This is a genomic window from Neobacillus sp. B4I6 (genome assembly GCF_050434045.1).
Classification (GTDB): domain Bacteria; phylum Bacillota; class Bacilli; order Bacillales; family Cytobacillaceae; genus Neobacillus.
The window spans coordinates 4,249,359-4,262,952 of sequence record NZ_JBNPWB010000002.1 but is presented as its reverse complement, the minus strand read 5'-3'; the positions used below and the strand labels follow the sequence as shown (position 1 = coordinate 4,262,952).

At 39.3% G+C, this 13,594-nt stretch carries 12 protein-coding genes; 9 read left to right on the top strand and 3 right to left on the bottom strand.

The window, feature by feature from the left end:
• The first annotated feature begins 101 nt into the window (after window positions 1-101).
• A complete protein-coding gene (locus tag QF028_RS23325; protein WP_429469336.1) occupies window positions 102-3,293 on the top strand; it encodes an SNF2 helicase associated domain-containing protein in 3,192 nt (1,063 codons plus the stop codon).
• A 40-nt stretch (window positions 3,294-3,333) separates the two neighbouring features.
• Here the strand turns inward: QF028_RS23325 and QF028_RS23320 are convergent, their stop codons facing one another.
• A complete protein-coding gene (locus QF028_RS23320; protein WP_088085596.1) occupies window positions 3,334-3,615 on the bottom strand; it encodes a YggT family protein in 282 nt (93 codons plus the stop codon).
• A 110-nt stretch (window positions 3,616-3,725) separates the two neighbouring features.
• Window positions 3,726-4,307 carry an HAD hydrolase-like protein gene (locus QF028_RS23315; protein WP_429472480.1) on the bottom strand — a complete coding sequence of 194 codons (582 nt, stop codon included), beginning with the start codon at window positions 4,305-4,307 and terminating at the stop codon, window positions 3,726-3,728.
• Window positions 4,308-4,462: 155 nt separating this feature from the next.
• On the opposite strand from QF028_RS23315, the gene QF028_RS23310 reads away from it, so the two are divergent.
• Both QF028_RS23310 and QF028_RS23305 read left to right on the top strand, forming a co-directional pair.
• A complete protein-coding gene (locus QF028_RS23310) occupies window positions 4,463-4,651 on the top strand; it encodes a hypothetical protein (protein WP_429469333.1) in 189 nt (62 codons plus the stop codon).
• A 205-nt stretch (window positions 4,652-4,856) separates the two neighbouring features.
• Window positions 4,857-5,294: a DUF1801 domain-containing protein gene (locus QF028_RS23305; RefSeq protein ID WP_429469330.1), complete on the top strand. Its 438-nt coding sequence runs from the start codon at window positions 4,857-4,859 to the stop codon at window positions 5,292-5,294.
• Window positions 5,295-5,439: 145 nt separating this feature from the next.
• On the opposite strand, the gene QF028_RS23300 is transcribed toward QF028_RS23305, so the two are convergent.
• Entirely contained in the window at window positions 5,440-6,249 is an 810-nt protein-coding gene (locus tag QF028_RS23300; RefSeq protein ID WP_429469327.1) for an alpha/beta fold hydrolase, read from the bottom strand.
• A gap of 268 nt (window positions 6,250-6,517) precedes the next feature.
• Here QF028_RS23300 and hemY point away from each other — a divergent pair, with 268 nt between their 5' ends.
• The 6 genes from hemY to cysT all read left to right on the top strand — a co-directional run bounded on the left by hemY (window position 6,518) and on the right by cysT (window position 13,314).
• Window positions 6,518-7,924 (top strand): protoporphyrinogen oxidase, encoded by a 1,407-nt coding sequence (gene hemY, locus QF028_RS23295; RefSeq protein ID WP_429469324.1) that lies wholly within the window; start codon window positions 6,518-6,520, stop codon window positions 7,922-7,924.
• 485 nt (window positions 7,925-8,409) lie between these two features.
• A complete protein-coding gene (locus QF028_RS23290; RefSeq protein WP_429469321.1) occupies window positions 8,410-9,657 on the top strand; it encodes a cation:dicarboxylate symporter family transporter in 1,248 nt (415 codons plus the stop codon).
• 434 nt (window positions 9,658-10,091) lie between these two features.
• Window positions 10,092-10,595 carry a GNAT family N-acetyltransferase gene (locus QF028_RS23285; protein ID WP_429469319.1) on the top strand — a complete coding sequence of 168 codons (504 nt, stop codon included), beginning with the start codon at window positions 10,092-10,094 and terminating at the stop codon, window positions 10,593-10,595.
• 354 nt (window positions 10,596-10,949) lie between these two features.
• Window positions 10,950-11,108, top strand: coding sequence for a YezD family protein (locus QF028_RS23280; protein WP_088085603.1), 159 nt, complete (start codon window positions 10,950-10,952; stop codon window positions 11,106-11,108).
• Window positions 11,109-11,326: 218 nt separating this feature from the next.
• Window positions 11,327-12,397, top strand: coding sequence for a sulfate ABC transporter substrate-binding protein (locus tag QF028_RS23275; RefSeq protein ID WP_429469317.1), 1,071 nt, complete (start codon window positions 11,327-11,329; stop codon window positions 12,395-12,397).
• An 83-nt stretch (window positions 12,398-12,480) separates the two neighbouring features.
• Window positions 12,481-13,314 (top strand): sulfate ABC transporter permease subunit CysT, encoded by an 834-nt coding sequence (cysT, locus tag QF028_RS23270; RefSeq protein WP_429469314.1) that lies wholly within the window; start codon window positions 12,481-12,483, stop codon window positions 13,312-13,314.
• The last annotated feature ends 280 nt before the right edge of the window (window positions 13,315-13,594 follow it).

The window sequence follows — 13,594 nt, the reverse complement described above, 5'->3', positions numbered from 1 at the left end:
TCCTTCCTATTACTATGTTGAAGTAAATTATAAAAAATAGTACGTATGCTATAATGTTCTATATCTTAATTGGTGCAGAAACTCAGGAAGGAGCAGGACACGTGAACATCCCATTAAATCAAAAACTCATCAAAGAAATGTGTGGCACTGTCTCCTTCAAACGAGGAGATTATTTTTATCAAACGAATAAAGTCACATTTGAACAATATCGACCTGACCGTTGTCAAGCTACGGTAACAGGTGAGGAAGACTTCCATGTGACAATCGAAGCGAGTGGCAACGATGATATTTTAACGGAATGCAGCTGCCCAAAGCTTGCCTCGTTTACAAAGGATTGTCAGCATATTGCAGCCGTTTTATTGGCGGTTTACGAGCATCAACAGAAAGGAACCATCCCGATGGTTTCCAATTCCACTAATCAGGCTCTGACGGAAGGGTTACTGACACTTTTTACGGATCAGCCTGTTCGCTCAAGCGGTCATCAACTCCATTTTGAAAAAAGAAATGTACTTGATATCGAGTTTACCTGTAAACCCATGGAGGTTGGCAAGGGAAGATACCTATTCGCTATCGAATTGGCCGTCGCATCAACTGAGGTGGAAAATATCCGAATGTTTTTGGGGCGGGTAAGTACGGGAAAGACTTACTCACTTTCGAGCTCATTCCAATACGATCCAAATCTCCATTGCTTTCAAAAAGAAACCAATGCCGTTCTGGAGCAGCTCATCCAAGTACTACGGGATGAAAAGGTGTATGTGGATGTGGTGCCTGACACCAATCAACATCAGATGCTGTTCATTCCATCATCCTCTTGGGAACGGCTGCTTCCGTTGCTCATAAAAATTCCCTATGTGAAGGTGAAATCTGAGGGGCATACCTTTCAAGGTCTGCACTTATCAGCCGAATCGCTCCCATTAGAGTTTGATTTTACAAAAGCGGAAGGAAACGGTTATCAACTGAAGGTTAAAAACTTACCTCGGATGATTTTCTTAAGTGCCTATCATTCCGTTTTATACGAAGGGAAAGTAAAACAACTAGAAGATCAGGACTATAAACGCCTATCGGATCTGAAAGAGATGTTGGATGCCTCTGGGACCAATCAAATTCCCATTCCGCAAGAGCAAATCCGTTTTTTTCTGGAAAAAGTGGCGCCAGGGTTAAAAAAACTAGGACAGGTTACGATTGCAGAAACGATCACGAAGCAATTGATGAACACACCACTTATGGCCAAACTCTACTTGGATCGTGTCAAAAACCGCTTGCTGGCGGGACTCGAATTTCATTACGAAAATTGGATCATTAATCCATTGGAAAGTAGAGATCTCCCATCTGGCTCTTTAGTAATCCGTGATGTAGAAAAGGAAGATGAAATCCTCCAGCTCTTTGAGGATAGCTCGTTTGCCAAGACAGATGGTGGATATTTTCTTCATAATGAAGAACTGGAGTATGACTTTCTGACCTATGTCGTTCCAAAGCTCCAAAAGCTCGTCCGAATTTATGCGACGACGGCTGTAAGAAATCGGATTTCCAGAGGGGAATTTCGCCCGCAGGTTAGGGTGAGGGTCAAAAAGGAACGAACCAATTGGCTTGAATTTAAATTTGAAATGGACGGCATTCCTGAAAGACAAATACGTGAGGTTTTGTCGGCTTTAGAGGAAAAACGGAAATATTATCGTATGCCTAATGGGTCGCTGCTCTCGCTTCAGACGAGAGAATTCGATGAAATTCAGCGTTTTCTTTACTCACCACTAGCCAAGAATAAGGATCTCGCCAGTGGTTTGGATTTACCAATTGAGCAGAGTCTTCAACTTCTTGATACGGTTGAGGTTAGTGATGCGTTTAAGTTAGAGGAATCCTTTCGGCAGTTCCTTGATCACCTTCACAATCCAGGCCGGTTGGAGTTTGAGGTGCCAACGAGTTTAGAGCCCCTCCTTAAAGATTATCAAAAGCATGGGTTTAAATGGATGAAGACTCTGGCATACTACGGCTTCGGCGGGATACTGGCTGATGATATGGGACTTGGAAAAACGATTCAAAGCATCGCTTTTATTATGTCCGTTCAGTCCGATATCCGTAAAAGTAACCAGCCAGCCCTCGTTGTTTGTCCGTCATCCTTGACGTATAACTGGCTAAGTGAAATCAGGAAATTTGCTCCCCAGGTAAAGGCCGCTGTCATTGATGGAACAAAAGCAGAGCGAACCAAGCTTCTGAAGGAAGGGAAGGATGTCGATGTAATGATCATCTCCTACCCGTTACTGCGCCGCGAGATCAGTTGGTTTGAGAAGAAATCCTTTCATACGGTGTTTTTTGATGAGGCGCAAGCCTTTAAAAATCCGTTGACGCAAACAGCCCATGCAGCAAAGATGTTACAAGCCCATCATCGCTTTGCACTTACGGGGACACCCGTAGAAAATTCCGAGGAAGAGCTGTGGTCAATTTTTCATGTTGTCTTTCCTGAACTGTTCCTTGGGCTAAAGGAATATAGCAAGCTATCTAGGAAAAACATTGCACGGAGAATCCGTCCTTTTTTACTGCGCAGGTTGAAGGAGGATGTCCTTGCTGAGCTTCCTGAAAAAATGGAGTCGCTGGAGTCTGTGGAACTGTTTCCAGAACAAAAAAAGCTGTATGCAGCCTATTTGGCGAAACTAAGGCATGACACATTAAAGCATCTGGACAAGGACACGATACGAAAAAATAGAATCAAAATCCTAGCGGGTTTGACTCGTTTGCGGCAGATTTGCTGTCATCCAGGTTTGTTTGTCGATGGGTATCAAGGGAATTCAGCGAAATTCGAACAACTCTTGCAGATTGTTGACGAATCAAAGCTTTCTGGAAGAAGAGTATTAATTTTTTCACAGTTTACGAAAATGCTTGATCTTATCGGCAGAGCTTTAACTGCGAAAGGATTGCCTTATTTTTACCTGGATGGACAGACTCCATCTGAAGAACGAGTCGAAATCTGCGAGCGCTTTAATCGCGGTGAACGGGATTTGTTCCTCATTTCTTTAAAAGCAGGAGGAACAGGTCTTAATTTGATGAGTGCGGATACCGTTATTTTATATGACACGTGGTGGAACCCGGCTGTCGAGGAACAAGCAGCCGATCGTGCCCACAGGATGGGTCAGAAAAACATCGTCCAGGTCATCAAACTGGTTGCCCGAGGGACAATCGAGGAAAAAATGAATGAACTGCAAGATAAAAAGCGACATCTCATCGAAGAAATCATCGATTCTGATGAGAAAGTCATGACAACTCTTACTGAAGAGGATATCAGGGAGATATTGATGATATAGAAAAAAGGAGCTGCAGCGCAACTCCTTTTTTTAATAGCTTTTATGCCCCGATGACATTCAATGATTGACGGAGACCTTCTAAAGCAAATTGCCTGATAAATCTAAAGGCAAATAATGCGATGATCGGTGAAAAGTCAATTGGACCAAGAGGGGGGATAAACCTTCTGAACAATCCTAAATATGGTTCGACAAGCTTGGCAATCCAGATACCAATCTTTGTTGCTTGAAACTGAGGAAACCAGGAACTGAAAATAGATATTAAAATTAACCAATAATAAATCTCAAAAGCATACTGTCCAATCAGTAAAATATTCGAGCCCAATATAGATCTTCCATTCTATAATAATTTTTTAATCGTACAAACCTAACTTATGTATACATATACGATTGAGGTCCAATAAAGTTTCAAAATATTAATAAGGAACTTCCAACCTATTTCTGTTGAAGAGGGTTAAGAACTTCTGCGACAAAATCGGCATAGCTGTCGATATGAAAATCAGCTTCAATGTTTCGATTTTGAAAGGCACACGTTTTAATATTTAATTCTCGAGCGGGAATTAAATCTAAGTCACGGTCACCGACGACCAAATCAATATGGTGACTTTTTAGAACATATTCGTAGGAGGAGCTGTGGGGTTTTCTTGTAAAACCTTGTTCCTCAACAGAAACAATCTCTTTAAAGTATTTGTCTAAATGATATTTTTTAAGCAGAAAGATGGTCGATTCCTTATCGCGGTGCGTAACAATAATATTGTGATCAACAGAAGATAAAGCTTCCGCTAAGTATTCAAATGGCCTGCTTTCCGTCTTTGAATAATAGTTATGTAAGGTTTGATACTCAAGTCTCTGCTTTTCATCTATTCCATAATGTTTAAAGGCTGTTTTGGAATCAATTTTTAGCCATTTTAGAACCTCATCGCGATCAAGGTCTTGCTTGCTTAAGTTGATGAAACCTGAGACAAGTGCTGGATAGGTATCAAAAAGAGTGCCGTCGAAATCCCATAATACGTTAATAATAATCCCTCTTTTCAGAAACGTTTGATTTTGTCTTTAATGAGATTACCATAAGATTATATAAAAAAGAAACGATCAGGTCACATTGATGTCTGAAATTTGTTATACTTTTCATGAGTAATGTACATGTTAAAAGATAGAAATGGGGGATAACCATGTCATTTGATAACTCAAAACTGGGGTTACCATACTTTAGCTTAGAAGCAGCAGCAGTGGACAAGAGTCCGAGTGAAATGGTCATTACAGACCAGAATAAAGAAAATTATTACATAGTCTCTCGCGAAGTATACGAGGAAGGCCCGCAACAACATGGTTACCTTGTTGTTGTAGAAGAAGGAGAGTAGCGATACTCTCTTTTTTTATTACTTTTTGAAAAAGTCCAACTGTTTAATTAGTACTTCTCATTAATTGTTACCGTCGACAGCAAAATTCAATGGTGAAGGGCACGATTAATAAATCCTTCAATTCGCGCTTTATGTATATCTATAGGAGTCTGTAATTAGTTCTTTTTACCAATAATGTATTTGATATGAAGAATGGAGTGGAAAAATGAGCTATCAGCAAAAAACAAAAGAAACCGATCATAGTGTGATCGAGTTTATTGAAAATGTCGAAAACCCGAAAAAACGTGAGGATGCGTATAAACTAATAGATATATTTACTGAAACAACAGGTTATGAGGCAAAGATGTGGGGGCCGAGTATTATTGGATTCGGTTCCTATCATTATAAATATGAATCAGGCCATGAAGGAGATGCCCCATTAGTTGGCTTTTCGCCACGAAAGGCAAAAATTAGTTTGTATTTTGCACCGGGAGAAACAAAGCGTGAGGAATTGCTAAAGGACTTTGGGAAACACACAACAGGAAAAGGGTGTGTATACATCAATAAGGTCGCTGATATTGATATCGATGTATTAAAAGAGCTAATTACCCAATCGGTCGGATTTTTGCAGAAAAAATATCCATATTCGAAAAGCAGTGAGTAAGTTTGACTTGAAGATGGTCAAGCGGTATATGAAGAAAGAGGCTTTCTATGCTACCGCGAGCCTTCCAATTTCCATAGTAGGGTAAGAAAGAGCCTCTCTATGTTTCCGCAGAAATTCCGTTTTCCAATTGTTAAGAAGTAAGATTTTACCCAATAAAATTAGCCAATTCCTGTGTAAACTTTTTCTGCTCTTCCCAGAACAAACCATGACCACTGTGTTCAAACCAAACAAGCCTAGAGTTGATAATTCCCTGATGAAGGATGGAAGCCAGCGGTGGCAAACAAATTTGATCATGTTGACCATGAAGAATCAATGTAGGCACCTGAATTCTCTTGATATCTGTAAATAAGGTTTCATCTCTTAAGGAGTTTAGTAAGCCTGCAGTGGAATGCCCTGCTGCTTCAATTCCTAATTGAAAGAACCAGTCTGAGAAAGGTTTAGTGAGCGCCTGATGGAAGAACATGTTCGTGAAATCAGAGAGCATTTTCGGCCGATCGTTATAAATCTGCCCCAGTAGTAAATTGACATCCTTCGCCTCTAATCCAAAAGGAAAGCCTGGCCGCTTAATAAAACTAGGGGCAGCTGCACCAAAAAGGGCTAACTTCGATACCCCAAAGCCCTTATGGCGTTCCATATACCTGATAACAATCGCTCCACCGACAGAATGACCTGCAAGCGTGAAACTCTGTAAGCGAAGTGCTTTAACAATTTCCCGAATATCATCAGCAAGTCTATTGTACGAGTACCCTTCCCAAGGTTTATCTGACTTGCCAAATCCCCTTAGATCGATCCCAATACACCGATATCCCATCGCAGGAAGGACATTAAACTGATATTCAAATAATTTATGATTGGCTGGCCAGCCATGGACAAAGAGGATGGTTTTACTACTTTTACGATTTACATCTTCAACATATATATTCACTTCAGGCGCCACTTTAACATAATATCCCATTTTTTATCCCTCCTTTGAAAAAGGTATGGGAAAAGTCCTTTTATCAATAAGCTATTCATGGATAGCTAGGCTAATACATTCGTGAACATTTTGCTACAAGTTGTAAATTTCTACTTTTTATTTTATTTAATAGTTTAAAATGATAAATGTAGGAGAATGGATCGCACTCTCCTTTATAAAAATATATATATGTGAAAATGTGAGCAAACTAACTTTCATACAACATAGAATTTTTTATAAAAATAATTATCTGGAGCTGGTTTTTGATATGGAGAAAAAGAAGGTCGTCATAATAGGTGGAGGAATCACAGGTTTAGCAACAGCATACTACCTGCAAAAGGAGATCAAGGAGAGAGCACTGCCGCTTGAAGTCAAGCTATATGAAGCTAGTGACCGATTTGGCGGTGTGATTCACACGGTGAAGAGGGATGGCTTTATGATTGAAAAAGGTCCCGATTCCATTCTGGCTCGAAAAGCCAGTGCGCTTAAATTAATTAAAGAAGTCGGCTTAGAAGACAAAGTGGTCGCGAATACAGCCGGGAAATCTTATATATACGCTAGAGGAAGGATCCGTTCGATGCCTGAGGGAGCATTTATGGGGATCCCAACCCAGGTTACACCATTTGCGCTCTCAGGACTCTTTTCACCACTAGGAAAACTACGGGCAGCAGGTGATTTTATTTTACCAAAAGGAAAGGAAAAGGCAGATCAATCCCTCGGTGAGTTTTTCAGAAGAAGGCTTGGGGATGAAATAGTGGATAACTTAATCGCCCCTCTACTGTCAGGAATTTATGCAGGCGATATCGACCGCTTAAGCTTAATGTCATTGTTTCCGATGTTCTATCATATGGAGCAAAAACATCGAAGCCTTGTGCTTGGCTTGAAAAAAACGATGCCGTCTCCACCTGAAACAGAGAAAAAAGAACCTTCAAAAAAAGGAATGTTTATCTCCCTATCAACCGGTCTGGAATCGTTGATTGAAGAAGTGGTCAGGCGGATGGATGAAGGAACTGTTAGGAAAGGAGTCCCTGTTGAAAAAATTGTGAGAGATCAAAACCACTATTCGATTACCTTCGCTAATGGAACGGTTGAACAGGCGGACAGCGTGGTCATTGCGACAGAACATTTCCATGCACAAAAAATGCTTTCTGATTATCCGTTCATGCACACGTTTGATGATATGCCATCCTATTCTGTGGCCAACGTTGCCATGGCATTTCCAAAGTCGGCAATTAAACAGGACATAGAGGGGACAGGCTTTTTAGTGTCGAGAAACAGTGACTTTAGAATAACTGCCTGTACATGGACGCATAAAAAGTGGCCTGGTACGACACCAAAGGATATGGCTTTATTACGCTGTTATGTTGGAAAACCAAATGATCAAGCGGCTGTTGATTTATCAGATGAAGAGATTATAAATGTTGCATTACGGGATTTAAATAAAACCATGAACATAACCGATAAACCATTGTTCCATATCATCACAAGATGGAAAAAAGCGATGCCGCAATACAATGTTGGTCATATTGAACGGATGAAGAGTGTGAAGGAATCACTGACTAAGGAATTACCCGGAGTATTTCTAGCTGGAGGTTCCTATGAAGGTGTTGGTATTCCAGACTGTATTGATCAGGGAGAGGCTGCAGTTAAAAAGGTACTTGAGTTTTTAAGGTAGTCATTAAGACGGAGTAGGGATTTGAAATTCCTGCTCTATTTTTTTTGACTGGAATCAATATCTTTTAATAGGAATTTTCCAATAAAATGCCAAAATCGAGAGGGAGCATACCTCTCTCTTTTTTATTTTTAGAATAACTTCTAATGACTTTTTGTGTAAGCTTTGTTACCAACTTTTTAACTGATTTGAATGTAAAAATGGTATGTATGTCAATTTGATGGCGGGTTTTCTGAAAGCAATAACTAATCAATTAATAGGCGCGAAGCCTTGGTATCTATGGTTTTTACTATATCAATATCATAAATGAGAGTAATTCCCACTTAAATATATGTTGTTTAATAGAAGAATTATTATTAAAATAAATAAAGATAGATTGTTTAGTAGATAGAAATTTTCATTTTATAAAAAAATTTGAAAGATTGTACTTCTTAGTTGATACCTCTATGTAATCAATTTTTTAATATTATAAAAAAGGGGAAATGCATATGAAGAAGATTAGTTTAGCATGGCAGATTTTCATTGGTCTGACACTTGGTATTATTGTCGGTGCGGTTTTTTACGGAAATCCACATGTGGCAAGCTACCTTCAGCCAATTGGAGATATATTTATTCGCTTAATTAAGATGATTGTTGTCCCAATTGTTATCTCCAGCCTTATTGTAGGTGTTGCTGGTGTTGGTGATATGAAGTCTTTAGGAAAACTGGGCGGGAAAACCCTGCTTTATTTTGAAATCATTACCACGATTGCGATCATTGTTGGACTTCTTGCTGCGAACGTGTTTCAGCCAGGAGATGGCGTTGATAAATCGAAACTTACTAAAACGGATATTAACAGCTATGTAAGTACAGCCGAAAAAACTGAGTCCCATTCTATGATTGACACTGTTGTGAATATTGTTCCGACGAACATCATTCAATCATTAGCTAACGGAGAAATGTTACCGATTATTTTCTTCTCTGTTATGTTTGGACTTGGTGTGGCAGCGATTGGAGAGAAAGGGATACCAATTATCAATTTCTTCCGAGGAACGGCCGATGCGATGTTCTATGTCACAAACCAAATCATGAAGCTCGCGCCATTCGGTGTGTTTGCATTAATTGGTGTTACTGTTTCGAAATTTGGAATTACCTCATTAATTCCACTGGGAAAACTAGTCTTAGTTGTATACGGATCCATGTTTTTCTTCATCCTTGTCGTCCTTGGATTAGTAGCAAAAATTGCCGGATTCAATATTATCCACCTCATTAAATATTTAAAAGACGAATTAATTTTAGGTTACACGACAGCAAGTTCAGAAACCGTTCTTCCAAAAATCATGGAAAAAATGGAGAAATTGGGCTGTCCTAAATCGATTACATCTTTCGTAATTCCAACAGGATATTCCTTTAATCTAGATGGCTCTACGCTTTACCAAGCGATTGCCGCACTGTTTATTGCGCAAATGTATGGAATCCATTTGAGTATTGGACATCAAATTACATTAGTTCTTGTATTGATGTTAACATCTAAAGGAATTGCTGGGGTACCAGGTGTATCGTTTGTTGTTCTACTAGCCACTTTGGGCAGCGTAGGTATTCCTGTAGAAGGGCTAGCATTTATTGCCGGAATTGATCGTATTCTTGATATGGCTCGTACTTGTGTAAACATTGTCGGAAACTCTTTGGCTGCAATTGTTATTACCAAATGGGAAGGCCATGAGCTTAAAAATTATCAGGAACGTAAGGTAGCTTAAAATAGGGAAAACAGGACATCTTCTGAAATGGGAGATGTCCTTTTTCATTGGGTTAATGATTCTGAATCTTAAATAAAGTCAGGTAATATTAGTGACTCATAAAAGTTTTACATACTAAAATGGATAAAACCGATAGAAATACTCATAATTTAATTTGTATATAAACGAGAAAATTGATTTTCCAAATCTATGGGGCTATTTACGAGATTTATTTCAAACCCCCGGTTTTGGAGATACGACAGAATTCGATGCAATTAAACGGCATTATCATCTGTCGAACCATATCGCTAGTGATGATCAGAAGGGATATAATATCTTGCCGAAGGGTCCCGACCTCTCTGGGCTTACTTCTCAACATGGTCGACAAGGTTTAAGTAATAAGGTTGAAAAGTTTTTAATACACTGAGAAAAACTGACTAGAAGCAGGTGGTAAAATGATTATTCGCAATGCTGCAGCGGATGAATTATCATTCATTCGAGAACAAAGAGTAAACTCATATGAAGAACATGCCCAAAACATTCTTGAAGATCATTGGAAGGCGCTTAAACACGCAATCTCGTCCGATGCTGATGCGCAGGAGGATGTGGAACGAATTGTTGCTGAAATTGATGGGAAAATAGTAGGCAGTATTGCCTTGTTTCCTGCAAAAACCGATGCCTACGAAGGATTGGTAGATAAGTTGGATTATCCTGAAATACGAATGCTCGCAGTGACACCGCAAGCTCGAGGCAATGGGGTGGCAAAAGCACTGATTTCAGAATGTATTCGACGAGCGAAAGTGCAAGGCTGTCATTCAATCGGCCTGCATACCGCAGATTTTATGAAAAGTGCGATGGGACTATACGGGCGCCTTGGTTTTGAAAGGTTACCGCAATTCGATTTTGAACCTGCGGATGACGGCATCATTGTGAAAGCGTATCGACTTACTTTTGAATAGTACTTTATTGTTTTAGAAAGCTGGTACTAGAAATTATTTTATAAAACCCACTTGACAGGTAGGAAAAGTCAGAATAAAATGTAAATAATTCAAATAGATTCAAAGGAGAATTAATTTAATATTAAGCTGATTGGAAAACCAAAGGCTTATACTCTTATTTAGGGGTATAAGTCTTTTTTTATTCGAAGGGGGACTAATTATGATCTATCCGATTAGTAAGTGGAGTCCACATTGTTGTCAGTCATTTTGTATTTTTTCAGGTTTATGTAGATGAATAGAATCATAGGTTCTTTTTTTAGATCATAAAACCAAGTATTCTTATGTGATATTAGGAGTTTAAGGGAGGATGAAAATATGGCAATTGTGGATCAAGCAAAAGCAAACTATATTTTATCGACACTAAAGGGGATGGAGTATGGTTCTGTGGTCATAACCGTTCATGACGGTACGATCACTCAAATTGATAAGACAGAGAAAACACGATTTGCACAAAATAAGAAAACATCTAAATAACAAAGATGATTTGCAAAAAGTGACCACACTTATTATTGGATTTATTTTTAAAAAATTTAGCCGATCAGTCTACTGAAGGCTACTTATTTTCTAGACTATGCGAGAGATGATTGTTGCTCACCGGACTTATCTTAACTCCGAAAAGCAGACAACCGACCTTTAAGCGATAGTCCTAAGAATAGGTAGCCTTTTTTGTTTAAAAAAGGAGGAAATCACAAATGAAACTAGCTTACAAATTCACAACCGTACTTATTCTTATCGCCCTTATTCTAGCAGGGTGCAGCAGTCAGTCTAGTAATCAAAGCACTGAGAAAAAAGATGGGGGAACCAAACAAGAGGCTGCGAAACCAAAAGAACCTGTCCAATTATTAAATGTTTCATATGACCCAACCCGAGAACTATATGAAGAGTTTAACGGAGAATTCGCTAAGTATTGGGAAAAGGAAAAAGGTCAGAAGGTAACCATTCAACAGTCACATGGTGGTTCAGGAAAACAAGGACGTGCTGTCATCGATGGTCTTGATGCAGATGTTGTTACGCTGGCATTGGCATATGATATCGATGAGATTGCAAACTTAGGCGGCTTACTTTCGAAGGATTGGCAAAAGAAGCTGAAGGATAACTCGACTCCGTATACGTCAACGATTGTGTTTCTAGTTAAAAAGGGGAACCCAAAAGGGATTAAAGATTGGGACGATTTAACGAAAAAGGGAACTTCGGTCATAACTCCAAATCCAAAGACATCCGGTGGTGCCCGTTGGAATTACTTAGCAGCTTGGGCATACGCAAAAGATAAATATAATGGGGATGAAACAAAAATTAAGAAATTTATGAGCCAACTGTACAAAAATGTTGAAGTATTAGATTCTGGTGCCCGCGGAGCAACCACCACTTTCGTTGAACGAGGCATTGGTGATGTCTTGATTGCCTGGGAGAACGAGGCTTTCTTAACACTTAATGAATTAGGAAAAGACAAATTTGAGATTGTTGTCCCATCCATTAGTATTCTTGCTGAACCACCGGTTGCCGTGGTCGATAAGAACGTCGAGAAAAAGGGAACTAAAGAGGTAGCTGAGGCCTATTTGAATTATTTATACAGTGATGTAGGACAGGAAATTATCGCTAAGAATTATTATCGCCCGCGTAATCAAGAGATCCTTGACAAGTATGCAGATGTCTTTCCAAAAATTAATTTAGTCACAATTGACAAAGATTTTGGAGGATGGAAAAAAGCACAAGAGACGCACTTTAATGATGGCGGGACGTTTGATCAGATTTACCAGCCATAGTAAGTAGTTCAGTTAGATGGGTGTCCTAAATCGTTACGATTTGGGATGCCCTACATGTATCTTATCCGGAAGGGGTCAACCTCATGGCTCGTTTAGCAAGTTTAAAAATGAAAAGAAATAGTGTGCTGCCAGGTTTCGGTCTTTCGTTAGGGTTTACGATGTTTTATATTAGCATCCTTGTCATTCTGCCATTATCAATGATATTTATTAATTCTGTGACAGTCGAATGGTCGAAAATCTGGGAGACTATTTCGGATTCGAGGGTGGTGGCCTCCTATAAACTGAGCTTTGGTGCAGCCTTTTTAGCAGCCTTTATAAATGTTATTTTTGGCGTTCTAATTGCATGGGTCCTGGTACGTTATCAGTTTGCTGGTAAACGAATTATCGATGGGCTAGTTGATTTGCCTTTTGCCTTACCAACAGCGATTGCCGGGATTGCCTTAACGACCTTGTATACGGAAAATGGCTGGGTTGGGCAGTTTTTGAGTTTTAAAGTGGCATTTACTCCGCTCGGGATTACATTAGCATTAACATTTATCGGGCTGCCCTTTGTGGTGCGCACCGTTCAGCCCGTCCTGCAAAGCTTGGAAAAAGAAATCGAAGAAGCATCAGCTAGTTTAGGTGCAAATCGTTCGCAAACGTTTGTAAAAGTAATTTTTCCAGAAATTCTGCCAGCTGCTTTAACAGGTTTCGCGCTTGCGTTTGCCCGGGCGCTTGGGGAATATGGCTCGGTGGTCTTTATTGCAGGGAATATGCCGATGAAGACAGAAATTACTCCGCTGCTAATCATGACCAAGTTAGAACAATATGATTACGCCGGTGCTACAGCGATAGCAGCCGTTATGTTGATTTTTTCCTTTACGATTCTACTTATTATTAATGTATTGCAGTGGTGGACGAATCGGAAATTTATTTAGAGATAACTAGTTTTAGAGGAGGTTTTATCTGTTTCGCAAACAAACTTAGTATTTCCGCAAACAAATATCTGTAACAAAGCGAAATATTTGAAAAATTGGCTGTTTCCATCAAGATTGTTTTTTTGCTAGTGTAAAATTACACCTTATCAGGTAACTTATAAAATTTATCAGCGGAATATGACCTTTTATCAGCGAAACTAAGTCATATATCAGCGAAAATGAGATTTTATCAGCGAAACCAAGTCATATATCAGCGAATCAATTTTAGCAAACAAAAAAG

Coding starts and splice junctions, on each gene's coding strand:
- QF028_RS23290 (WP_429469321.1), top strand. CDS start 8,410: ATGAAGAAGATTAGTTTAGCATGGCAGATTTTCATTGGTCTGACACTT.
- QF028_RS23310 (WP_429469333.1), top strand. CDS start 4,463: ATGTCATTTGATAACTCAAAACTGGGGTTACCATACTTTAGCTTAGAA.
- QF028_RS23305 (WP_429469330.1), top strand. CDS start 4,857: ATGAGCTATCAGCAAAAAACAAAAGAAACCGATCATAGTGTGATCGAG.
- cysT (WP_429469314.1), top strand. CDS start 12,481: ATGGCTCGTTTAGCAAGTTTAAAAATGAAAAGAAATAGTGTGCTGCCA.
- QF028_RS23280 (WP_088085603.1), top strand. CDS start 10,950: ATGGCAATTGTGGATCAAGCAAAAGCAAACTATATTTTATCGACACTA.
- QF028_RS23285 (WP_429469319.1), top strand. CDS start 10,092: ATGATTATTCGCAATGCTGCAGCGGATGAATTATCATTCATTCGAGAA.
- QF028_RS23275 (WP_429469317.1), top strand. CDS start 11,327: ATGAAACTAGCTTACAAATTCACAACCGTACTTATTCTTATCGCCCTT.
- hemY (WP_429469324.1), top strand. CDS start 6,518: ATGGAGAAAAAGAAGGTCGTCATAATAGGTGGAGGAATCACAGGTTTA.
- QF028_RS23300 (WP_429469327.1), bottom strand. CDS start 6,249: ATGGGATATTATGTTAAAGTGGCGCCTGAAGTGAATATATATGTTGAA.